Annotated in this window: 16 protein-coding genes, 2 tRNA genes, 3 rRNA genes and 1 pseudogene; 9 read left to right on the top strand and 13 right to left on the bottom strand. The window is 36.4% G+C overall.

Annotated features, from left to right (window positions below):
- Window positions 1-10: 10 nt before the first annotated feature.
- Both tsaB and tsaE read right to left on the bottom strand, forming a co-directional pair.
- Complete coding sequence (gene tsaB, locus EQ029_RS04380; protein ID WP_011275290.1) at window positions 11-676, bottom strand: tRNA (adenosine(37)-N6)-threonylcarbamoyltransferase complex dimerization subunit type 1 TsaB; 666 nt, start codon at window positions 674-676, stop codon at window positions 11-13.
- Window positions 657-1118, bottom strand: coding sequence for a tRNA (adenosine(37)-N6)-threonylcarbamoyltransferase complex ATPase subunit type 1 TsaE (tsaE, locus tag EQ029_RS04375; RefSeq protein WP_011275289.1), 462 nt, complete (start codon window positions 1116-1118; stop codon window positions 657-659). Before tsaE ends, tsaB begins: the two co-directional genes overlap by 20 nt.
- A gap of 496 nt (window positions 1119-1614) precedes the next feature.
- On the opposite strand from tsaE, the gene ilvD reads away from it, so the two are divergent.
- From ilvD to ilvA, 9 genes are all read left to right on the top strand, one after another.
- The gene (gene ilvD / locus EQ029_RS04370) at window positions 1615-3303 is read left to right on the top strand and encodes a dihydroxy-acid dehydratase (protein WP_037559039.1); all 1689 of its coding nucleotides are present in this window, start codon (window positions 1615-1617) and stop codon (window positions 3301-3303) included.
- A gap of 60 nt (window positions 3304-3363) precedes the next feature.
- The gene (ilvB, locus tag EQ029_RS04365; RefSeq protein ID WP_227490081.1) at window positions 3364-5097 is read left to right on the top strand and encodes a biosynthetic-type acetolactate synthase large subunit; all 1734 of its coding nucleotides are present in this window, start codon (window positions 3364-3366) and stop codon (window positions 5095-5097) included.
- A complete protein-coding gene (locus tag EQ029_RS04360) occupies window positions 5094-5336 on the top strand; it encodes an ACT domain-containing protein (protein WP_011275286.1) in 243 nt (80 codons plus the stop codon). The genes ilvB and EQ029_RS04360 overlap by 4 nt, the downstream gene beginning before the upstream one ends.
- Before the next feature lie 134 nt (window positions 5337-5470).
- Window positions 5471-6475, top strand: coding sequence for a ketol-acid reductoisomerase (gene ilvC, locus EQ029_RS04355; RefSeq protein ID WP_037559038.1), 1005 nt, complete (start codon window positions 5471-5473; stop codon window positions 6473-6475).
- A gap of 20 nt (window positions 6476-6495) precedes the next feature.
- On the top strand, window positions 6496-8028 hold the full coding sequence (locus EQ029_RS04350) for a 2-isopropylmalate synthase (protein ID WP_053020477.1): 1533 nt from the start codon (window positions 6496-6498) through the stop codon (window positions 8026-8028).
- A complete protein-coding gene (gene leuB, locus EQ029_RS04345) occupies window positions 8028-9068 on the top strand; it encodes a 3-isopropylmalate dehydrogenase (protein WP_011275283.1) in 1041 nt (346 codons plus the stop codon). The genes EQ029_RS04350 and leuB overlap by 1 nt, the downstream gene beginning before the upstream one ends.
- Window positions 9069-9085: 17 nt before the next feature.
- A complete protein-coding gene (gene leuC / locus EQ029_RS04340; RefSeq protein WP_011275282.1) occupies window positions 9086-10456 on the top strand; it encodes a 3-isopropylmalate dehydratase large subunit in 1371 nt (456 codons plus the stop codon).
- 2 nt (window positions 10457-10458) lie between these two features.
- Window positions 10459-11034: a 3-isopropylmalate dehydratase small subunit gene (gene leuD, locus EQ029_RS04335; protein ID WP_011275281.1), complete on the top strand. Its 576-nt coding sequence runs from the start codon at window positions 10459-10461 to the stop codon at window positions 11032-11034.
- Between the two features lie 6 nt (window positions 11035-11040).
- Window positions 11041-12309 carry a threonine ammonia-lyase IlvA gene (gene ilvA / locus EQ029_RS04330; RefSeq protein ID WP_011275280.1) on the top strand — a complete coding sequence of 423 codons (1269 nt, stop codon included), beginning with the start codon at window positions 11041-11043 and terminating at the stop codon, window positions 12307-12309.
- On the opposite strand, the pseudogene EQ029_RS04325 reads toward ilvA, so the two are convergent.
- From EQ029_RS04325 to EQ029_RS04275, 11 genes and pseudogenes are all read right to left on the bottom strand, one after another.
- Window positions 12267-13983 (bottom strand): annotated as a pseudogene (locus EQ029_RS04325) (IS1182 family transposase). The gene ilvA and the pseudogene EQ029_RS04325 overlap by 43 nt on opposite strands.
- Window positions 13984-14709: 726 nt before the next feature.
- Window positions 14710-14824 (bottom strand): 5S ribosomal RNA (rrf, locus tag EQ029_RS04320).
- Between the two features lie 71 nt (window positions 14825-14895).
- Window positions 14896-17817 (bottom strand): 23S ribosomal RNA (locus EQ029_RS04315).
- 440 nt (window positions 17818-18257) lie between these two features.
- Window positions 18258-19808 (bottom strand): 16S ribosomal RNA (locus tag EQ029_RS04310).
- The 16S, 23S and 5S rRNA genes sit together here with 2 tRNA genes alongside, the layout of an rRNA operon.
- Before the next feature lie 114 nt (window positions 19809-19922).
- Window positions 19923-19996 (bottom strand) — tRNA-Gly (locus EQ029_RS04305).
- A 21-nt stretch (window positions 19997-20017) separates the two neighbouring features.
- Window positions 20018-20103: transfer RNA gene (locus EQ029_RS04300), tRNA-Leu, on the bottom strand.
- 254 nt (window positions 20104-20357) lie between these two features.
- Window positions 20358-20813: a SprT family protein gene (locus tag EQ029_RS04295; RefSeq protein WP_016931367.1), complete on the bottom strand. Its 456-nt coding sequence runs from the start codon at window positions 20811-20813 to the stop codon at window positions 20358-20360.
- Window positions 20806-22953, bottom strand: coding sequence for a Tex family protein (locus EQ029_RS04290; RefSeq protein WP_016931366.1), 2148 nt, complete (start codon window positions 22951-22953; stop codon window positions 20806-20808). Before EQ029_RS04290 ends, EQ029_RS04295 begins: the two co-directional genes overlap by 8 nt.
- 249 nt (window positions 22954-23202) lie before the next feature.
- Window positions 23203-23973: an RNA polymerase sigma factor SigB gene (gene sigB, locus EQ029_RS04285; protein WP_011275276.1), complete on the bottom strand. Its 771-nt coding sequence runs from the start codon at window positions 23971-23973 to the stop codon at window positions 23203-23205.
- Entirely contained in the window at window positions 23948-24400 is a 453-nt protein-coding gene (rsbW, locus tag EQ029_RS04280) for an anti-sigma B factor RsbW (protein WP_046309853.1), read from the bottom strand. Before rsbW ends, sigB begins: the two co-directional genes overlap by 26 nt.
- Window positions 24401-24428: 28 nt before the next feature.
- Window positions 24429-24755, bottom strand: a complete 327-nt coding sequence (locus EQ029_RS04275; RefSeq protein ID WP_011275274.1) for an anti-sigma factor antagonist — start codon at window positions 24753-24755, stop codon at window positions 24429-24431.
- Window positions 24756-24794: the final 39 nt, after the last annotated feature.

Below are 24794 nucleotides of genomic sequence, written 5' to 3'. Positions count from 1 at the left end.
GCTCTAATTGTTAATTCTGCTTCTGTTGGTTTAGCCAATTTCTTTCAGCCTCTGATAGTTTAATATAATTAGGAACAAATGTATGAATCGGTTCACTTTTAGTTATGAGTTGTTTCATAGTTGGAGCATGAGGTAAATTATTTTTTATTTCTCCACCTAGGTGTTCGGATAACTTATCAGCATCTCTACCAACATAAAGAAATGGTTGGTTCATTTCAGTTAATTGCTTTTTTAATTCTTCAATAGGTAAATATTGATCTTTTATAATAGTTGTTATATTTCCATCAACGTTTTGATAAACACCAGTGTATACCGCTTCACGACGCGCATCAATGATTGGAACTAATAATTTTTGTTTATCATTCTTCACTGTTGCAGCTAATGCTGCTAAAGATGATACACCATATAATTTAGTATTTAATGCATAGGCCAACGTTTTAGCGGTGGTTACGCCAATTCTAACTCCAGTATAGGAACCTGGACCCTTAGCAACTACAATCCCATCAATATCATTTTTTTCAATTTTTGCTTCTTCAAATAAGTGCTGAATACCAGGCATAAGTTGACTCGAATGATCTCTTTTATCTTCCGACGTAGTTTCTGCCAAGACGGTATCATCTTGCATGATTGCGATTGACATCGGTTGATTAGATGTATCAATCATTAATAAATTCACTTTCAACTTCCTCCTTTACTTTTAAATAATGGGTTCCTTGGGCTTCTAATTTTATAGTTCTTTTTGTTTCACTTAAAGTTTCTATATTGATTATTAAATGTTCCTTAGGTAATAAATCTTGAATAAATTGACTCCATTCAATAATGGTAATGCCCTCATCTTGAAAATATTCATCAAATCCTAGATCTTCATCTGAATCTTCCAAACGATAACAGTCCATATGATGTAATTTTAAATTACTCCCTTTATATGATTTTATAATATTAAAGGTAGGAGAATTAATATTACGCTTAACTCCTAAATGTTTACCTATAAATTGTGTTAGTGTAGTTTTACCTGCCCCTAGGTCGCCATTTAAAAGGATTAAATCACTAGGCTCTAAGTGTCGAACTAACACGTTTGCAAAATGATTTAATTCATCCAAATTATTAATACTTATCATTAGTCCCACTCTTTCAAATTTTTTTAAATCAAATGATTATTCATGACCATTTCAGAACTTATGGTAACTTATTTTATTCTCTCAAACTAAATTAAGTCATAAAAATTTTAACTTACTAATTATAACAAATTCCTTAAACAATTTCCCTATACTCAACAAAAGAATGATGAGATGAAGTTGTTAGAAAATTCTTAAAAAGGCTATTGACTTAATAAAAATGATATAGTAAATTAAGTTTATCGAATTTTTAAACAATTCTAACTATTCTAATATAACCATTCAAGGAAGGAGTATATTAAAATGACAAATCAAACATATAACCCAACTGACAATTTAATTATTTTATTATACTCGCAAGGGCTGGAACTTTAGTAATTATCTGTTACTAAATGTTTAAGTCCTATTTCTCATTGAATGGGACTTATAGACGTCCCAATCATAAATTGGGGCGTCTTTTTATGTTTTAAACTTATTGTGTTTTATGGGGGAATTATTTATGAGAAGTGACATGATAAAAAAAGGTGATCATCAAGCACCTGCTCGAAGTCTTTTACACGCCACGGGCGCACTTAAAAATCCTACAGATATGAACAAACCTTTTGTAGCAATTTGTAACTCTTATATCGATATTGTACCTGGACATGTGCATTTAAGAGAATTGGCTGACATTGCTAAAGAAGCTATTCGTGAGGCAGGCGCTATACCTTTCGAGTTTAATACTATTGGCGTTGATGATGGTATAGCTATGGGACACATTGGAATGCGTTACTCACTACCCTCTCGAGAAATCATTGCTGATGCTGCAGAGACCGTCATTAATGCGCACTGGTTCGATGGCGTATTTTACATTCCTAATTGCGACAAAATAACACCCGGTATGTTATTAGCTGCCGTTAGAACCAATGTACCAGCTATATTCTGTTCTGGTGGGCCTATGAAAGCTGGTTTATCAGCGCAAGGTAAAGCTTTGACATTATCATCAATGTTTGAAGCGGTTGGCGCATTTAAAGAAGGTAAACTCTCCAAAGAAGCATTTTTAGATATGGAACAAAACGCCTGCCCTACTTGTGGTTCTTGCGCGGGAATGTTTACTGCAAACTCAATGAATTGTTTAATGGAAGTCTTAGGCTTAGCACTACCATATAACGGTACAGCTTTAGCAGTAAGCGAACAAAGAAGAGAAATGATTCGTGAAGCTGCATTTAAATTAGTAGATAATATCAAAAAAGATATCAAACCACTTGATATCGTAACTCGAGAAGCTATCGATGATGCATTTGCACTTGATATGGCGATGGGTGGTTCAACTAACACAGTATTACATACGCTTGCCATTGCAAACGAAGCTGGAATTGATTACGATTTGGAACGCATCAATGAAATCGCTAAAAAGACGCCTTATTTATCTAAGATTGCGCCAAGTTCTTCATATTCTATGCATGATGTCCACGAAGCAGGTGGTTGTCCAGCTATCATCAATGAATTGATGAAAAAAGAAGGAACATTACATCCAGATAGACTCACAGTTACTGGAAAAACACTTCGTGAAAATAATGAAGGTAAAGAAATTAAGAATTTTGATGTCATTCATTCACTAGATGATTCTTATGATAAGCAAGGTGGTCTCTCAATATTATTTGGAAATATAGCGCCTAAAGGGGCTGTTATTAAAGTTGGTGGCGTTGATCCTTCTATTAAGACATTTACTGGTAAAGCAATTTGTTTCAATTCACACGATGAAGCTGTTGAAGCAATTGATAATAAAATCGTACGCGAAGGTCATGTCGTTGTTATTCGATATGAAGGTCCTAAAGGTGGACCAGGAATGCCTGAAATGTTAGCCCCTACTTCTTCAATTGTAGGTAGAGGTTTAGGTAAAGATGTCGCATTAATAACTGATGGTAGATTCTCTGGTGCAACGAGAGGTATCGCTGTCGGCCACATTTCACCAGAAGCAGCTTCAGATGGACCTATTGGACTCATTAAAGACGGCGATGAAGTTACTATTGATTTAATCAATCGAACTTTAAATGTTAATCAAACTAAAGAAGAACTTAATCATCGTAAAGAAGCATTACAACCTTTTAAGGCAAAAGTGAAATCAGGTTATCTGGCAAGATATACTGCTTTGGTCACTAGTGCGAATACTGGTGGTATTATGCAAGTTCCCGAAAATCTAATATAACTAGAGGAGTTGTTCAACATGACAAGTAAAAAGGAAAGTAGCGTAGTAAGTCCTGATGCTATGGACTATTCAAAACAGACTAGTCTAAAAGAAGATAGTGATTTAGACGCAAATAATAATTTCAGATCCGGTTCAGAACTTTTAGTAGAGGCATTATTACATGAAGATGTTGATTTCATATTCGGTTATCCTGGTGGCGCAGTTTTACCATTATATGACACTTTCTATGATGGGAAAATTAAACACATCTTAGCAAGACATGAACAAGGTGCTACTCACGCTGCAGAAGGTTATGCAAGAGTATCTGGCAAAACTGGTGTAGTGGTTGTAACAAGTGGTCCTGGCGCTACAAATGCGATTACCGGTATAACAGATGCGTACTGTGATTCCCTCCCCTTAGTAGTATTCACTGGACAAGTAGCAACACCAGGAATTGGTAAAGACACTTTTCAAGAAGCAGATTTACTTTCTATGACTACACCAATTACAAAAGCTAATTTCCAAGTTAAAAATGTAAATGATATTCCAAGAATCGTTCATGAAGCATTTTACTTAGCAAATTCTGGACGCAAAGGCCCTGTAGTTATAGATTTTCCTAAAGATATGGGTGTACTTAAAACATCTGCACCACTTGTAAATGAAGTGGACTTACCGGCATATGATGTCACTGTAAATCCTAAAGATAAAGATATTAGTCAATTAATTCAATATTTAGATAATGCAAAGCAACCACTTATCTTAGCAGGCGCTGGCATTAATCATTCACAATCTAATGAATTATTAACTCAATTTGTAACTAAACATCAAATTCCAGTAGCTACTACACTTTTAGGTCTGGGAGCTATTCCTTATGACAATCCACTATTTCTAGGTATGGGAGGTATGCATGGCTCCTATGCAAGTAATATGGCTTTAACCGAATGTGATTTATTAATTAATTTAGGTAGTCGGTTTGATGATAGATTAGCAAGTAATCCTAATGAATTTGCTCCTCATGCAACCGTAGTTCATGTGGATATTGATGAATCAGAAATTAACAAGGTGATTTCGACTGACTTAGGGATAGTTGCTGACTGTAAAAAAGTACTCGAAGCTTTATCTCAAAGATTTACAAATAAAACTTCCCATGAACACTGGGTTAACCATTGTATTGAAAATAAGCACAAACATCCTTTTAAATATAAAAAAACTGATGACACATTTTGCAAACCTCAAGAAGCTATTGAATATATCGGAAAAATTACAAACGGTGAAGCTATAGTTACTACTGATGTTGGTCAACATCAAATGTGGGCAGCTCAATTTTATCCATTCAAACATCATGGTCAATGGGTTACTAGCGGTGGTTTAGGTACTATGGGATTTGGTATTCCATCAGCTATCGGTGCTCAATTAGCTGAACCTGATAAAACAGTTATTTGCTTTGTTGGTGATGGTGGTTTTCAAATGACAAATCAGGAAATAGCGTTACTGCCTGAATACGGACTCAACGTAAAAATCGTTCTAATCAATAATGGCACATTAGGTATGGTTAAACAGTGGCAAGACAAATTCTTTAACCACCGATTCTCTCATTCAGTATTTAATGATCAACCTGACTTCATGAAGATGGCAGAAGCATATGGTGTTAAAGGTTTCTTAATTGATCATCCAAATAAACTAACTAAAACACTTGATTCAGCATTTAATTATAGTGGACCTGCGCTAATCGAAGTTAGAATCTCACCTACTGAACCAGTTAATCCTATGATCCCAAGTGGCAAAGCGAACCATGAAATGGAGGGGTTAGAATGAAACGAATTTTACATTTAAAAGTAACCGATCAAGTGAGCACATTAAACAGAATTACAAGTGCATTCGTTAGACTACAATATAATATTAATGAATTAACAGTTAAACCATCTCAAGAAAAAGGTATCTCTGATATGCAAATTACTGCAGATATTGAAGATGAAGCTATATTTAAAATTTTAATTGCGAAGTTAAAAAAACAAGTCAGTGTACTCGAAGTTCAAGATATTAGTCAGAACTGAGATAAGCTGTATATTGATGCGCTAGTATAATTAAATAAATAACCACTAACATCACATAATTTAGATAATTTCTTTATCTAAATTTTAAGAATATTCTAAATATTAAGTTATTTAAATTTTTGGAGGAATGTATTATGACTAAAGTTTATTACGATCAATCAGTTGAGAAAGATGCATTACAAGGTAAAAAAATTGCAATTATCGGTTACGGTTCACAAGGACACGCGCATGCACAAAACCTTAAAGACAACGGTTATGACGTTATTGTTGGTATTCGCCCTGGTCATTCTTTTGATAAAGCTAAAGAAGATGGCTTCGATGTTTATCCAGTTGCAGAAGCTGTTAAACAAGCAGATATCATCATGGTGTTATTGCCAGATGAAATCCAAGGAAATGTCTATAAAAATGAAATTGAACCTAACTTAGAAGCTGGAAATGCCCTAGCATTTGCGCATGGTTTTAATATCCACTTTGAAGTTATCAAACCACCTAAAGATGTGGATGTCTTCTTAGTAGCTCCTAAAGGACCTGGTCATTTAGTAAGACGTACCTTTGTTGAAGGAACTGCCGTACCAGCACTATTTGGTGTACAACAAGATGCTACTGGTCAAGCACGCGATATTTCATTAAGTTATGCGAAAGGTATCGGAGCTACGCGTGCAGGTGTAATTGAAACAACATTTAAAGAAGAAACTGAAACAGATTTATTCGGTGAGCAAGCAGTACTTTGTGGTGGTATTCATAAATTAATCCAAAGTGGCTTTGAAACTTTAGTTGAAGCAGGCTATCAAAAAGAATTAGCATACTTCGAAGTATTACATGAAATGAAGTTAATTGTTGATTTAATGTATGAAGGCGGTATGGAGAACGTTCGTTACTCAATTTCTAACACTGCAGAGTATGGTGACTATGTTTCAGGACCTAGAGTCATCACTCCTGATGTTAAAGACAATATGAAATCAGTATTAAAAGATATTCAAAATGGTAATTTTGCAAATAGCTTTGTTAAAGACAATGAAAATGGCTTTAAAGAATTCTATAAATTACGTGAACAACAACACGGTCATGAAATCGAAGCAGTTGGTCGCGAATTAAGAAAAATGATGCCATTCATTAAATCTAAAAGTATTCAAAAATAAATGCTAAGGGGTTGTTAAAGATGGAAAGCCATATTCAAATTTTTGATACAACATTAAGAGACGGTGAACAAACACCTGGAGTTAACTTTTCTTTTGACGAGCGATTAAAGATTGCCAAACAGTTAGAAACATGGGGTGTAGATATACTTGAAGCAGGTTTTCCCGCTTCAAGTGCAGGTAGCTTTAAGTCTGTTCAAGCTATATCAAATACTTTAACTAAAACAGCTGTATGTGGGTTAGCACGCTGTAAAAAATCAGATATCGATGCTGTTTATGAAGCTACAAAAGATGCTGTAAAACCAGTTATTCACGTTTTTATAGCAACTTCACCCATTCACTTAACTCATAAACTCAAAATGACTCAACAACAGGTCTTGGAATCAATTAAAGAGCACGTCAGTTATGCCAAACAATACTTTGATGTCGTTCAATTTTCACCTGAGGATGCCACAAGAACTGATACAGATTTCTTAATAAAATGTGTACAGATGGCAGTAGACTGTGGTGCTACAATCATTAACATCCCAGATACAGTCGGTTATAGTTATCCAAATGAATATGGTCGAATTTTTAAAACCTTGATTGAGAACATTAACTCTAAACAAGACATTACTTATAGTGCACATTGTCATGATGATTTAGGAATGGCAGTTGCTAATAGTCTGGCTGCTATTGAAAATGGTGCCAAACGAATCGAAGGAACAGTAAATGGCATCGGTGAACGAGCGGGCAATACTGCCATAGAAGAATTAGCTTTAGCACTATATGTCCGTAAAGATCACTATGGTAATGAAACACGATTGAAACTATCAGAAACAAAAAATACTTCTGATATTATATCTCGCTATGCTGGTATACGCGTTCCTAGAAATAAAGCCATTGTTGGTCAAAATGCTTTTAGTCATGAGTCTGGCATTCACCAAGATGGTGTTTTAAAAAATCCAGAAACTTATGAAATCATGACGCCACAACTTGTTGGTATTAGTAAAAATGATTTACCTCTTGGTAAACTATCAGGTAAACACGCTTTTGCTGAAAAATTAAAATCTTTAGGATACGATATTGAACCACAAAATCAAGCTGAATTATTTAAACAATTCAAAGCCATTGCTGATAAAAAGAAAAGTGTAACTGATCGAGATATACATGCGATTATCCAAGGTACTGAACATGAGCAAAATGCAATTTATCAAGTTGATACACTTCAATTGCAGTTTGTTTCCAATGGTTTACAAAGTGCTGTTGTCGTTATAAAAGATAAAAATGGTAATATTTATCAAGATTCAAGTATAGGAACTGGGTCAATTGTGGCTATATATAATGCAGTTGATCGCATTTTTAAACATAAAAGTGAACTCATTGATTACCGTATTGAATCTGTCACTGAAGGTACCGACGCTCAAGCAGAAGTACATGTTTCATTAACTATTGAAGGTCAACCTGTTAATGGTATTGGTATTGATCATGATGTGTTATATGCCTCTTGCAAAGCATATGTAGAAGCACATGCTAAATACGCTAGTGAAATTAACAAAAAGGAAGGTAATCACTAATGACTTATAATATTGTAGCTTTGCCTGGTGATGGAATAGGACCAGAAATCTTAAGTGGTACGTTAGAATTATTAGAACTAATCAGTAAAAAATATAAATTTGATTATCAATTAACGTCTTATGATTTTGGAGGTGCAGCCATAGATTCGCATGGTGTTCCCCTTCCTGATGATACTTTAAATGCTTGTAAAAATGCTGACGCAATTTTGTTGGGTGCTGTAGGTGGTCCTCAATGGACTGATCCTAATAATAGACCTGAGCAAGGATTATTAGCATTACGTAAATCTCTAGGTTTGTTCGCCAATATACGACCTACTAAAGTTACTGAGGGTACAAGTCATTTTTCTCCAATTAAAGAATCACGTGTCAAAGGAACGGATTTTATCATAGTGAGAGAATTAACTAGTGGCTTATATTTTGGTGAACCACGGCATATTGATAATCAAAGTGCACTAGACTCACTAACTTATACTAAAAAGGAAATTGAACGTATTGCAATGGTAGCTTTTGAATTAGCATCTCAAAGAAAGAAAAAATTAACGTCAGTTGATAAAGAAAATGTGTTAGCTACAAGTAAACTTTGGCGTAAAACTATTAATGAGATTAGTCATGAGTTTCCTGATGTTAAAGTGAATCATTTATTAGTTGATGCTTGTAGCATGCAGTTAATTTCCCAACCTACTAATTTTGATGTCATTGTTACTGAAAATCTATTTGGAGATATATTAAGTGATGAAGCTTCTACCATTCCAGGTTCATTAGGTTTATCACCTTCTGCAAGTTTTAGTTTAGAAGGACCAAGACTTTATGAACCTATTCATGGTTCAGCACCCGACATTGCAAATCAAAATCTAGCTAACCCATTTGGTATGATACTCTCGTTAGCCATGTGCTTACGTGAAAGTTTTAACTTTGAAGATGCGGCGTCTGAACTAGAACAGGCTGTATATCAACTTATTAAAGATGGTAAAACAACTAAAGATTTAAATGGGCACTATACTACATCAGATATATTCAATGAATTAAAAAAGAATTATTAATAAGGGGGAATGCTTTTATGGGACAAACGTTATTCGATAAAGTTTGGAATAAACATGTTTTAACCGGGAATGAAGGTGAACCTCAATTATTATATATTGATTTACACTTAATTCATGAAGTGACTTCTCCACAAGCTTTCGAAGGTTTAAGACTTCAAAATCGTAAATTGAGACGCCCTGATTTAACATTTGCAACTTTAGATCATAATGTTCCTACAATAGATATTTTTAATATTAAAGATGAAATTGCGAACAAACAAATTACTACACTTCAAAAGAATGCAAAGGAATTTGGTGTTCAATTATTTGATATGGGTTCTGTTGAACAAGGTATTGTTCACATGGTAGGTCCAGAAACAGGTCTCACTCAACCTGGAAAAACAATCGTTTGTGGTGATTCACATACTGCCACGCATGGGGCCTTTGGTGCAATCGCATTTGGTATAGGGACAAGTGAAGTTGAACATGTATTTGCTACTCAAACACTTTGGCAAACTAAACCTAAAAATTTAAAGATAGACGTTACAGGTCAGTTACCAAAAGGCGTCTATGCGAAAGATATTATCTTGTATCTTATTAGTCAATATGGTGTTGATTTTGGTACTGGTTACGCTATTGAATTTACAGGTGAAACGATTAGATCTCTGTCTATGGAAGCTAGAATGACTATCTGCAACATGGCCATTGAAGCTGGTGCTAAATATGGATTGATGCAACCAGATGAAATGACATTTGCTTATGTCAAAGACAGAAAATATGCTCGAAATTTTGACCGTTCTATCAATGATTGGCGTCAATTATATACTGATGCCGATGCTAAATTTGATAAAGTTATCAAACTTGATGTTACAAATTTAGAACCTCAAGTTACATGGGGAACAAATCCTGAAATGGGTGTTAGTTTTAATACACCTTTTCCAAAAATTAAAAATATTAATGATGAACGCGCTTATCAATATATGGGCTTAAAACCAGGCCAAAAAGCTGAAGATATCGATTTAGGTTATGTGTTCTTAGGTTCTTGTACCAATGCAAGATTATCAGACTTAGTAGAAGCTAGTCGAATCGTTAAGGGTAAACAAGTCCATCCAAAAATCACTGCAATCGTTGTACCTGGCTCTCGCTCAGTTAAAAAAGAAGCTGAAGCATTGGGTTTGGACAAAATATTTAAAGATGCAGGATTTCAATGGAGAGAACCAGGTTGTTCAATGTGTTTAGGTATGAATCCTGATCAAGTACCCGAAGGCATACACTGTGCCTCTACGAGCAATCGTAACTTTGAAGGAAGACAAGGTAAAGGCGCTAGAACGCATCTAGTGTCCCCTGCTATGGCTGCTGCAGCGGCTATTGAAGGAAGATTCGTAGATGTTAGAAAGGTGGTTGTTTAGTAATGGATATCCAACCTATTACAACCTATACAGGAAAAGTTGTACCATTGTTTAATGACAATATTGATACTGACCAAATTATTCCCAAAGTACATCTTAAACGAATAACTAAAAGTGGTTTCGGTCCATTTGCATTTGACGAATGGAGATACCTTCCTGATGGTACAAATAATCCAGATTTTAATCCTAATAAACCTGAATTCTCTGGTGCTACTATTTTGATTACTGGTGACAATTTTGGTTGTGGTTCAAGTCGTGAACATGCTGCGTGGGCTTTAAAAGATTATGGATTCAATATTATTATAGCTGGTAGCTTTAGTGACATATTCTTTATGAATTGTACAAAAAATGGCATGTTACCTATTACTTTAGGTGAAAACGAAAGAAAATATTTAGCTTCTCAAAAAGAAATTACCATTGATTTACCAAATCAAACTGTTTCAGCTAATGATAAATCATTTAACTTTCAAATTGATGAAACATGGAAACATAAATTAGTTAATGGTTTAGATGATATAGCCATAACATTAGAATATGAAGATTTAATTGAACAATATGAAAATAAGAATAAAGGTTGAGATAAAATGACTGTGAAGACAACTTTAAATGCTAAAGATGTAGATAATGCATACTTAAGAATAAAAGATGTTGTTAAAGAGACACCTTTACAATTCGATCTCTATCTTTCTCAAAAATATGACTGTAATGTGTATTTAAAAAGAGAAGACTTACAATGGGTTCGCTCTTTCAAACTTAGAGGTGCATATAATGCAATTTCTGTTCTAACAAGTGAAGCTAAAGAAAAAGGTATTACATGCGCAAGTGCTGGAAATCATGCTCAAGGTGTTGCTTATACTGCTAAAGCATTAAATTTAAAAGCTGTGATTTTCATGCCTGTTACCACACCTCTTCAAAAGGTTAATCAAGTTAAATTTTTTGGTTCTAAAAACGTTAAAATCATATTAACTGGAGATACTTTTGATGATTGCCTAAAAGAAGCTTTAATTTATACTGAACAAAATCACATGACTTTTATCGACCCTTTTAATAATGTAGATACAATAGCTGGACAAGGAACATTAGCAAAAGAAATTTTGAATCAATCAAGTAATGATTCAATTACGTTCGATTATCTATTTGCTGCTATTGGTGGTGGAGGTTTGATTTCAGGAATTAGCACTTATATGAATCAATATAGTCCACAAACTAAAATTATTGGTGTCGAACCCTCTGGCGCTAGTAGCATGTACGAATCAGTTGTTGTCCAAAACAAAATAGTGACACTTGATCATATTGACAAATTTGTAGATGGTGCTTCTGTGGCACGAGTTGGTGATATCACTTATGATATAGCTAAGAAATTTGTAGACGATTATATTCAAGTAGATGAAGGTGCTGTTTGTTCAACTATTTTAGATATGTACTCTAAACAAGCCATTGTTGCTGAACCAGCAGGTGCATTAAGTGTTTCAGCATTAGAGCAATATAAAGAAAAAATTAAAGGTAAGACAGTAGTATGTGTAGTTAGTGGTGGTAATAACGATATTAATCGAATGAAAGAAATTGAAGAACGTTCATTACTTTACGAGGAGATGAAACATTACTTTATTCTTAACTTTCCTCAACGTCCTGGTGCATTAAAGGAATTTGTTAACGATGTATTAGGACCTCAGGATGATATAACTAAGTTTGAATATTTAAAGAAAACTTCTCAAAACACTGGTACTGTCATTATCGGTATTCAACTTAAGAATCATGATGATCTTAACCAACTAAAAATTAATGTTCATGATTTTGATCCATCAAATATTTATATTAATGAGAATAAAATGTTATACTCACTTTTAATTTGAATATTAAGAGTCCGGGACATAAAGTTCTTGGATAAGTGAAAAAAAGACAATTTCTATTGAAATAATATAGAAATTGTCTTTTTTATAAATTTTTTGATTATTTTCAGCTCGTTGAGCTACTACTTTTCTTATATTAAGTGCCATTAATACAAAACCAAGTTCTCTTTTGACTTTATTGAGTCCTCGGACAGACATCCGAGTGAAACCCAAAATAGCCTTCATAAATCCAAAAACAGGTTCCACATCAATTTTTCTTTGACTGTAGATATTTTTTGTTTCTGGTTCTGAAAGCTTTTTGTTAATTTGGGATTTAAAATATTCCCAGTTATAATTCTTCATTATTTTTTTGTTTGTTTTTGAATTGAAGTTCATACATTGATTTTTCAGAGGACATTCTGAACAATCATCACATTCATATAATTTGAAGTCTCGCTTATAACCATACTTATCATGACGATAGGCATATCTTTTAAAACCTAGCCGTTTATTATTCGGACAAATGAATTCGTCATTAATTTCGTCATAGTTCCAATTTTGAGTATTAAAGATGTCACTTTTATATTTTTTAGTTTTATCTTTTATAAACATTCCATATGTTATGAGTGGCGTTCGATTAAAGTCATCTATAATTGCCTTATAATTTGATTCACTACCATAACCTGCATCAGCTACAATATATTCAGGTAAATGACCGTAGGTCTCTTGAATTGAATTTAAAAATGGAATCATCGTTCTAGTATCCGTTGGATTTTGATACACATTATAAGATAAAACAAATTGGGAATTTGTCGCTATTTGTAAATTATACCCTGGCTTAAGTTGTCCATTTTTCATGTGATCTTCTTTCATTCTCATAAATGTCGCATCATGATCTGTCTTAGAATAACTATTTCTATCCTTTAAAATAGATTTTTGAAATTCGTATCGATACTTTCGCTCAAAATAATCATTGATTTGCTTTTTGTATTTTTTGATTTTAGTTCTTTTGAGACGTATTTGTTTTCTTGTTTTAGTACATTTTTCATTGTTGATATGTTGGTTTAAATCTTCGATTTCTTTATCTAAGTGACTACCAATCAAATCTATTTCTTCTTTTGTTAATTCATTATCATGATCTTCTTTAATTTCCGGTATGATTTTATTGGTTACCAATTCATGGTAGAGGGCTTTAGAATCCTCATTCATCTTTGATTCATGGTTTTGAATACTCTTTTTCCATACAAATGTATATCGATTGGCATTTGCTTCAATTTTTGTACCATCAATAAAAATAGCTTTATCATCTATAAGATTTTGTTTTACACACTGACTGTAAAATTGAATAAATAAAGATTCTAATAAAGCATCTACTTTTGGATTTACTCTAAATCGATTAATTGTTTTATAAGAAGGTTTTTGATTTTGTGATAGCCACATCATTCGGATGCTATCATTAAGCATTTTTTCTATTTTACGACCTGAGAATACAGATTGTGTGTAGGCATATAGAATCACTTTTAACATCATTTTAGGATGGTACGAAGTTGCACCACGGTGATGTCTGAATTCGTCGAATTCATTGTCAGGAATTGTTTCAACAATATCATTTACATGTCGTGAAATATCATTTGTGGGGATAAGAACTGAAGTTTCCATTGGTAGAGTAAGTTGAGTCATGTTATAATTTTTATACATAAGGCACCTCGTTAATTTAGTTTAGTGATGTTTATTAAATTATACGAAAGTGCTTTATTTTTTTAAAGTATTACAATGTAAAATTACATATAAATACAAAGTATTTTGGCGAGACTCTTGAGGGAACAGGACAAGCTGAAGACTACAGGCTGAAGCTGTCCCCTAAGAAAGCGAGCCAACAATACGGAGTATTGTAAATAAAGAAGCCAGTAAATGAATTTGTTAAAACTCATTTACTGGCTATTTCTCTAGGGTTTATGTCCCAGACTCTTTTCATTTTCTAAAATTGCTTGCTCTTTTAGCTCAACTAAACTCGCTTCTCAATTTTCTCAATTCATCGGCTTCAAACGCTTTCTCCTTGTAAAACTATACACTTTGATTTGTCGATATCTTATTAAACCTTCGGTTTTGTTTTTGTGCATAAAAAAAGAGACCTTTCGGTCTCAATAATTTGCCTGGCAACGTCCTACTCTAGCGGAACGTAAATCTGCTACCACCGGCACTAAGGAGCTTACTTTACTTCGAGACAAGCGCTCGCATCCTTCTTCATTTTCTAAAATTGCTTGCTCTTTTAGCTCAACTAAACTCGCTTCTCAATTTTCTCAATTCATTGGCTTCAAACGCTTTCTCTTTGTAAAACTATACACTTTGATTTGTCGATATCTTATTAAACCTTCGGTTTTGTTTTTGTGCATAAAAAAAGAGACCTTTCGGTCTCAATAATTTGCCTGGCAACGTCCTACTCTAGCGGAACGTAAATCCAACTACCATCGGTGCTAAGGAGCTTAACTTCTGTGTTCGGCATGGGAACAGGTGTGACCTCCTTGCCATTGTCACCAGACAAGAGAATGATTATACATTCAAAACTAGATAGTAAGTAAATGATTTTGCTTCGCAAAACATTGAAATAAATTGATTAAGTCTTCGATCGATTAGTATTCGTCAGCTCCACGTGTCACCACGCTTCCACCTCGAACCTATTAACCTCATCATCTTTGAGGGATCTTATAACCGAAGTTGGGAAATCTCATCTTGAGGGGGGCTTCATGCTTAGATGCTTTCAGCACTTATCCCGTCCATACATAGCTACCCAGCTATGCCGTTGGCACGACAACTGGTACACCAGAGGTATGTCCATCCCGGTCCTCTCGTACTAAGGACAGCTCCTCTCAAATTTCCTACGCCCACGACGGATAGGGACCGAACTGTCTCACGACGTTCTGAACCCAGCTCGCGTACCGCTTTAATGGGCGAACAGCCCAACCCTTGGGACCGACTACAGCCCCAGGATGCGATGAGCCGACATCGAGGTGCCAAACCTCCCCGTCGATGTGAACTCTTGGGGGAGATAAGCCTGTTATCCCCGGGGTAGCTTTTATCCGTTGAGCGATGGCCCTTCCATGCGGAACCACCGGATCACTAAGTCCGTCTTTCGACCCTGCTCGACTTGTAGGTCTCGCAGTCAAGCTCCCTTATGCCTTTACACTCTATGAATGATTTCCAACCATTCTGAGGGAACCTTTGAGCGCCTCCGTTACCTTTTAGGAGGCGACCGCCCCAGTCAAACTGCCCGCCTGACACTGTCTCCCACCACGATAAGTGGTGCGGGTTAGAAAGCCAACACAGCTAGGGTAGTATCCCACCAGCGCCTCCACGTAAGCTAGCGCTCACGTTTCAAAGGCTCCTACCTATCCTGTACAAGCTGTGCCGAATTTCAATATCAGGCTACAGTAAAGCTCCACGGGGTCTTTCCGTCCTGTCGCGGGTAACCTGCATCTTCACAGGTACTATGATTTCACCGAGTCTCTCGTTGAGACAGTGCCCAAATCGTTACGCCTTTCGTGCGGGTCGGAACTTACCCGACAAGGAATTTCGCTACCTTAGGACCGTTATAGTTACGGCCGCCGTTTACTGGGGCTTCGATTCGTAGCTTCGCAGAAGCTAACCACTCCTCTTAACCTTCCAGCACCGGGCAGGCGTCAGCCCCTATACATCACCTTACGGTTTAGCAGAGACCTGTGTTTTTGATAAACAGTCGCTTGGGCCTATTCACTGCGGCTCTTCTGGGCTTGCACCCTAAAGAGCACCCCTTCTCCCGAAGTTACGGGGTCATTTTGCCGAGTTCCTTAACGAGAGTTCGCTCGCTCACCTTAGAATTCTCATCTTGACTACCTGTGTCGGTTTGCGGTACGGGCACCTATTATCTATCTAGAGGCTTTTCTCGGCAGTGTGAAATCAACGACTCGAGGAAACAATTTCCTCTCCCCATCACAGCTCAATCTTAAGAGTGCCGGATTTGCCTAACACTCAATCTCACTGCTTAGACGTACAATCCAATCGTACGCTTCGCCTATCCTACTGCGTCCCCCCATCGATTAAAACGATGCTAGGTGGTACAGGAATATCAACCTGTTATCCATCGCCTACGCCTGTCGGCCTCAGCTTAGGACCCGACTAACCCAGAGCGGACGAGCCTTCCTCTGGAAACCTTAGTCAATCGGTGGACGGGATTCTCACCCGTCTTTCGCTACTCACACCGGCATTCTCACTTCTAAGCGCTCCACATGTCCTTGCGATCATGCTTCAACGCCCTTAGAACGCTCTCCTACCATTGTCCTACGGACAATCCACAGCTTCGGTAATATGTTTAGCCCCGGTACATTTTCGGCGCAGTGTCACTCGACTAGTGAGCTATTACGCACTCTTTAAATGATGGCTGCTTCTAAGCCAACATCCTAGTTGTCTGGGCAACGCCACATCCTTTTCCACTTAACATATATTTTGGGACCTTAGCTGGTGGTCTGGGCTGTTTCCCTTTCGAACACGGACCTTATCACCCATGTTCTGACTCCCAAGTTAAATTAATTGGCATTCGGAGTTTGTCTGAATTCGGTAACCCGAGAGGGGCCCCTCGTCCAAACAGTGCTCTACCTCCAATAATCATCACTTGAGGCTAGCCCTAAAGCTATTTCGGAGAGAACCAGCTATCTCCAAGTTCGATTGGAATTTCTCCGCTACCCACAGTTCATCCGCTCACTTTTCAACGTAAGTCGGTTCGGTCCTCCATTCAGTGTTACCTGAACTTCAACCTGACCATGGGTAGATCACCTGGTTTCGGGTCTACGACCAAATACTCAACGCCCTATTCAGACTCGCTTTCGCTACGGCTCCACATTTCCTGCTTAACCTTGCATCAGATCGTAACTCGCCGGTTCATTCTACAAAAGGCACGCCATCACCCATTAACGGGCTCTGACTACTTGTAAGCACACGGTTTCAAGTTCTCTTTCACTCCCCTTCCGGGGTACTTTTCACCTTTCCCTCACGGTACTGGTTCACTATCGGTCACTAGAGAGTATTTAGCCTTAGGAGATGGTCCTCCCAGATTCCGACGGAATTTCACGTGCTCCGTCGTACTCAGGATCCACTCAAGAGAGAATATATTTTCAACTACAGGATTATTACCTTCTTTGATTCAACTTTCCAGATGATTCGTCTAATATATTCCTTTGTAACTCCGTATAGAGTGTCCTACAACCCCAATAAGCAAGCTTATTGGTTTGGGCTCTTCCCGTTTCGCTCGCCGCTACTCAGGGAATCGATTTTTCTTTCTCTTCCTCCGGGTACTAAGATGTTTCAGTTCTCCGGGTCTGCCTTCTGACAAGCTATGAATTCACTTGTCGATAACACGACATAACTCGTGCTGGGTTCCCCCATTCGGAAATCTCTGGATCAACGCTTACTTACAGCTACCCAAAGCATATCGTCGTTAGTAACGTCCTTCGTCGGCTTCTAGTGCCAAGGCATCCACCGTGCGCCCTTAATAACTTAATCTATGTTTCCACCAAACTTTTAGTCAATCGTTCTCATATTGCTTCGTTTTCATTCATTTAAATGCTCATTTACAAAAGTAAACTGCGCTTTAAATAAACTCAACTCATTATCTAAAAACGATTTCTTTAAAAGTTCAAGTCGAAAACCTGTTATTAATCTTGTGAGTGTTCTTTCGAACACTAGCGATTATATTTTATGAATTCAAGCTTTTTTAAAACTCTTATTCACTCGGTTTTGCTTGGTAAAATCTATTTTACTTACTTATCTAGTTTTCAATGTACAATCAATAAACAAACAATTACATCAAAATAGTATATCAAAATATAATTTTGAATGCAATTTTCATTTAGTTGTTGAATGTTTAAAATAAACATTCAAAACTGAATACAATATGTCACGTTACTCCTCATCTCTACGAGATGTTCCGAATATATCCTTAGAAAGGAGGTGATCCAGCCGCACCTTCCGATACGGCTACCTTGTTACGACTTCACCCCAATCATTTGTCCCACCTTCGACGGCTAGCTCCAAATGGTTACTCCACCGGCTTCGGGTGTTACAAACTCTCGTGGTGTGACGGGCGGTGTGTACAAGACCCGGGAACGTATTCACCGTAGCATGCTGATCTACGATTACTAGCGATTCCAGCTTCATGTAGTCGAGTTGCAGACTACAATCCGAACTGAGAACAACTTTATGGGATTTGCTTGACCTCGCGGTTTCGCTGCCCTTTGTATTGTCCATTGTAGCACGTGTGTAGCCCAAATCATAAGGGGCATGATGATTTGACGTCATCCCCACCTTCCTCCGGTTTGTCACCGGCAGTCAACTTAGAGTGCCCAACTTAATGATGGCAACTAAGCTTAAGGGTTGCGCTCGTTGCGGGACTTAACCCAACATCTCACGACACGAGCTGACGACAACCATGCACCACCTGTCACTTTGTCCCCCGAAGGGGAAGGCTCTATCTCTAGAGTTGTCAAAGGATGTCAAGATTTGGTAAGGTTCTTCGCGTTGCTTCGAATTAAACCACATGCTCCACCGCTTGTGCGGGTCCCCGTCAATTCCTTTGAGTTTCAACCTTGCGGTCGTACTCCCCAGGCGGAGTGCTTAATGCGTTAGCTGCAGCACTAAGGGGCGGAAACCCCCTAACACTTAGCACTCATCGTTTACGGCGTGGACTACCAGGGTATCTAATCCTGTTTGATCCCCACGCTTTCGCACATCAGCGTCAGTTACAGACCAGAAAGTCGCCTTCGCCACTGGTGTTCCTCCATATCTCTGCGCATTTCACCGCTACACATGGAATTCCACTTTCCTCTTCTGCACTCAAGTTTTCCAGTTTCCAATGACCCTCCACGGTTGAGCCGTGGGCTTTCACATCAGACTTAAAAAACCGCCTACGCGCGCTTTACGCCCAATAATTCCGGATAACGCTTGCCACCTACGTATTACCGCGGCTGCTGGCACGTAGTTAGCCGTGGCTTTCTGATTAGGTACCGTCAAGACGTGCATAGTTACTTACACGTATGTTCTTCCCTAATAACAGAGTTTTACGATCCGAAGACCTTCATCACTCACGCGGCGTTGCTCCGTCAGGCTTTCGCCCATTGCGGAAGATTCCCTACTGCTGCCTCCCGTAGGAGTCTGGACCGTGTCTCAGTTCCAGTGTGGCCGATCACCCTCTCAGGTCGGCTACGTATCGTCGCCTTGGTAAGCCGTTACCTTACCAACTAGCTAATACGGCGCGGGTCCATCTATAAGTGATAGCAAAACCATCTTTCACTATCGAACCATGCGGTTCGAAATATTATCCGGTATTAGCTCCGGTTTCCCGAAGTTATCCCAGTCTTATAGGTAGGTTACCCACGTGTTACTCACCCGTCCGCCGCTAACGTCAAAGGAGCAAGCTCCTTGTCTGTTCGCTCGACTTGCATGTATTAGGCACGCCGCCAGCGTTCATCCTGAGCCAGGATCAAACTCTCCATAAAAATTTATGATGTTTGATTAGCTCATAATACTAAATAGTTTTTGTAACATTTAAGTTACTGTTCTTGGAATTAACGTTGACATATTGTCATTCAGTTTTCAATGTTCATTAATAATGGAGCGGGTGATGGGAATCGAACCCACAACATCAGCTTGGAAGGCTGAGGTTTTGCCATTAAACTACACCCGCATATTAAATTAAAAGTTTATTTGGTGCGGCCGAGAGGACTTGAACCTCCACGGGATTTCTCCCACTAGGCCCTCAACCTAGCGCGTCTGCCATTCCGCCACGACCGCTGGCAAAACGCAATAGTTACTATTAACTATCGAGAACATAAACAATTGTAAATGTTTTGTAATGAAATGTCAATAACTTTTTAACATATTTTTAAAGATGTTTTACAAACAATTAATGTTTAACTCTTTTATTAAAGCAATGATAATAACTATACATGTTTTTATAATTAATGTCAACATTTAATAAACAAAAATATTCAGATCTACAATTTTTGTAAAAGTAGACCTGAATTTCAATTTTAGTTACTTAGTAGCTAAGTTAAATGTTCTATTAGTGATAACTTTCCATTACAAATACCGCACCTCATCTTCCGAACATCTACTTTCCTTATCCTTAAATACTTGTAACCACATGATTGGCATTTATATAAATAATTAGCACGCGCTTCATATGATTGAATTGGTGCACAAAATCTCGGAGCACCAACTTGCTTACTCAATATTTTAAATTCTGAATCTTTATGCTTATAACCTTTTCCACCTAAATGCAGATGATAGTGACATAACTCATGTTTAATTATATCGATTAATGCATTTTTACCATAATACTGATATTGTTTAGGATTAATTTCAATGTTATGTGAATCTAACATATAACGTCCACCTGTAGTACGTAGCTTATTATTAAACAAAGCATTATGACGAAAAGGTTCATTAAAATATCGATTTGAAATGCTTTCAACCATATTTTGAAGTTCATTATTATTCATGTGGATCAATCATTGTTAGAGAAACTTTTCCTTTATTTTTATCGATATCAAGAATCCAAACTTCTACTATATCTCCAACACTAACTACATCCATAGGATTTTTGACGAATTTTTTTGATAATTTAGATACGTGCACTAATCCGTCTTGTTTCACACCTATATCTACAAATGCTCCGAAATCAACAACATTTCTTACTGTTCCACTTAATTTCATACCTTCTTTTAAATCTTCAATAGATAGTACATCAGATTTAAGGATAGGCGTTTCAAACTCATCACGCGGATCTCGATTAGGTGCCATTAGAGATTTTATAATATCCTCTAAAGTTGGTACTCCAACATTTAATTGTTCAGCTATTTGATTTGTGTTTATGTTGGATAATTCAGTTTTTAACTTGTCAGTTCCTAAATCATTGATATCAAAATTTAAAACAGTCAATAATTCATATGTCACATCATAACTCTCAGGGTGAATTGACGTATTATCAAGTGGTTCAGAGCCATCTACAATACGCAAAAATCCTATACTTTGTTCAAATGTTTTGGCACCTAATCGTTTCACTTTACTTATTTCTTTATTGTGCTTGATTGCTCCATTTTCTTCACGGTAATCAATAATGTTTTGAGCTATTGCGCTAGATAGACCAGAAACATACTGTAATAGAGATTTTGATGCTGTATTTACATCTACACCAACTTGGTTTACGGCTGTTTCAACAACAAATGTTAATGCACTTTCAAGTTCTTTCTGATTTACATCATGTTGATATTGACCCACACCAATAGATTTAGGATCTATTTTAACTAATTCACTTAATGGGTCTTGAACTCGTCTTCCTATTGAAACAGCACTTCGTTCTTCAACTTGAAAATTAGGAAACTCAGATCTAGCAATTTCAGAAGCAGAATACACTGAGGCCCCCGCTTCATTGACAATAATAAATTTAATATCTAAATTATATTTTTTGATAACATCAGCAACAAATTGTTCAGTTTCACGACTGGCTGTACCATTACCAATAGCAATAAGCTCTATATTATTTTCTTTAATCATTCGGACAATTTCTTTTTCAGATGCTTCTACTTTAGATTTAGGTGGATGCGGATAAATTACACTTTTATCAATAAAAGTCCCATAAGGATTAATGACTGCTAGTTTACATCCTGTTCTAAATGCTGGGTCAACCCCTAATATTTGCTTGCCTTTCATAGGCGGTTGCAACAATAAGTGTTTTAAATTTTCACTAAAGACCTCAATAGCATGTTGTTCGGCTTTCTCAGTTAAATCAGCGCGTATTTCTCTTTCAATTGAAGGCATTATCAACCTTTTTAAACTGTCCTCAATTGCTAATTTAATATAATCTCCATGTGGATTATTACTTTTAACCTCATTTTTTTCAATAGCACTTGCTATTTGTTGAGTATCAAATTCTACCTTGACTGAAAGTACTTTTTCTTTTTCACCACGATTCATAGCTAGCACTCTATGATTAGCAACGTTCTTAATAGGTTCCACATAGTCATAGTACATTGCAAATGTTTCTTTTTCATCATCCGCTTTTTTCTTCTTAGCCGTTACAATATTTCCTTGCCTATAAATATCTTTCAATATACGACTACGATACTTAGGATTATCTGAAACGTGTTCAGCAATGATATCTAACGCTCCTTGAATTGCCTCGTCAACAGTAGCTACTTCATCATTAATATACGCCTCAGCTTTTTTGCTCAATTCACCCTGTTGACCATCACTAATCCATTGGGCTAAACTTTCAAGTCCTTTTCGCTTAGCTTCAGTTGCTCTTGTTTTCTTTTTTTGTTTAAAAGGTCTATAAAGATCCTCGACACGTTGCAATTTGGTTTGTTTAAGAATAGCTTCTTTTAGTTCATTTGTTAATAATCCCTGTTGTTCAATATTATGTATAACTTCATCTTTTCTTTTCTGTAAATTTGCAACATATTGATATTCGTCAGAAATTTGTTTGATTTGAACTTCATCCAAACCACCCGTTGCTTCTTTACGATATCTTGCTATAAAAGGAACAGTATTATTTTCTTCTAGCAATTCTAATACGGATTTTACTTGTTTTTCAGAAAATTGATATTTAGACACTATTTCATTCATTAACATTTTATCCATTTATATAACCACACTTTTCAAAAATTCTTATTTCTCTAAGTATACAATATTTAATTTTAAGCATTGCTTTTTTAATTCAAAAGAAAAAAAGGAGTCGGATAGAATTCATAGTGAATTCATTGTCCCACCCCCACAAAGATGACTAGACCTGAAAAACTACTAGTTGAACTTCTTATCAATACATGCAACAATTGCGACTGTCCACTATAGTTTTATATGATTAATGTTCTAGACTCTAAATGTAATATTTTATTGTTTAGCAGCTTGTTGCAATTTCTTAATTGCAGTTCTTTGTAAGCGTGATACATGCATTTGACTTAATCCAATACGTTCCCCAGTTTCTTTCTGGCTTAATCCTTCTATGAACGTGCATTGAATAATTTCTCTTTCTCTATCTGAGAGAATAGGCAAAATACGTTCAAGAATCATACGTTTTTCAGTTAAGTCATAATTGTCATCTTTTTGCCCCATGATATCTAGTAGAGTTACTGTTGAACCATCTTTATCTGCCTCAATTGAATGATCAACACTAAGCGCATTATAGCTTTGTCCCATTTCCATAGCTTCTAACACTTCTTCTTCTGAAACTTCTAAACGGTCAGCAATTTCTGCAATTGATGGAGATCTTTCCAACTCATTTGTTAGTTCATCGCTTACTTTTTTGATACGTGGGCCTATTTCTTTTATTCTTCTAGGAACATGAACACTCCAAGTTTTATCCCTTAAATATCTCTTAATCTCACCAATAACGGTCGGTACTAAGAATGCTTCAAATTTGCGATCAAAAGACAAATCAAATCTGTTAATAGCACCTATTAAACCAACCATACCAACTTGAACTAAATCTTCATGATGTGATTGTCCTTTAGAATACTTATAAGCTAAAGATTCAATTAATTTTCGATAATGATTAACTAATCTATCTTGAGCTTCTGTATTAGCGTTATCTTGATGTTCTTTAATCCATTGGTTAATTTGCTCAGGTGATACATCATTAACTGATTTCGACTCTTTCGTCATTATTTGGCACCTGCTCTTTTTTTATATACTTAATCATGCTGATTGTTACACCAGATTCTTTAAAGACTTTCACTTCATCCATCAAGGATTCAATTAAGAAAAGACCAAGTCCGCCTTCACGTAAGAAATCGATATTTTCATTCTCATCGTATGGTCCTAGCTGTGACTTAGTCGTTTCATAATCAAAACTTTCACCTTGATCTGAGATAACTATTTTTATTTTATCATCAAATAACTCAAAACATAAATTAATCATACCATTTGTTTCATCATTTTTATAAGCATGCTTAACTGCGTTAGTAACGGCTTCACTTACTGCAATTTTAGAATCTTCTATATCGTCGTAAGATGCGCCTGCTCTTGAGAAGACACCTGATAGAGTTAAACGAATTAAACTCACATACTCAGCAGAGGCAGGCAATTTCATCTCGATATAATCATTTTTAATAGGCAAGTTACTCTACCTCCGTTCCTTCATTGACATGCATTAAGTCCTTAAGGCCAGTAATATCAAATAATCTTCCGATTCTATCTGATACACCTAAAATATATAATTCTTTATCATTTTGATTCAAAGCTTTTAATGTTCCTACAAATAAACCTAATCCTGTAGAATCCATATAACTAACGTTTGTCACATTTACGTGAATATCATGAGTACCTTCTTGACGCATTGGCATCAAAACTTCTTCTAATTCAGGTACTGTATAAACATCTAATTCCCCAGCCACAATGACTTCATAATATTCATCATGTGTTACCGTCTCAATGTTAAGGTTCATAGTTCTTACACTCCTAGTTTAGTCTTTTGTTACTAATAA

The organism is Staphylococcus haemolyticus (assembly GCF_006094395.1).
Taxonomy (GTDB): domain Bacteria; phylum Bacillota; class Bacilli; order Staphylococcales; family Staphylococcaceae; genus Staphylococcus; species Staphylococcus haemolyticus.
Note: the sequence above shows the minus strand (reverse complement) of the source record. Positions and strands in the feature narration are given on the sequence as shown.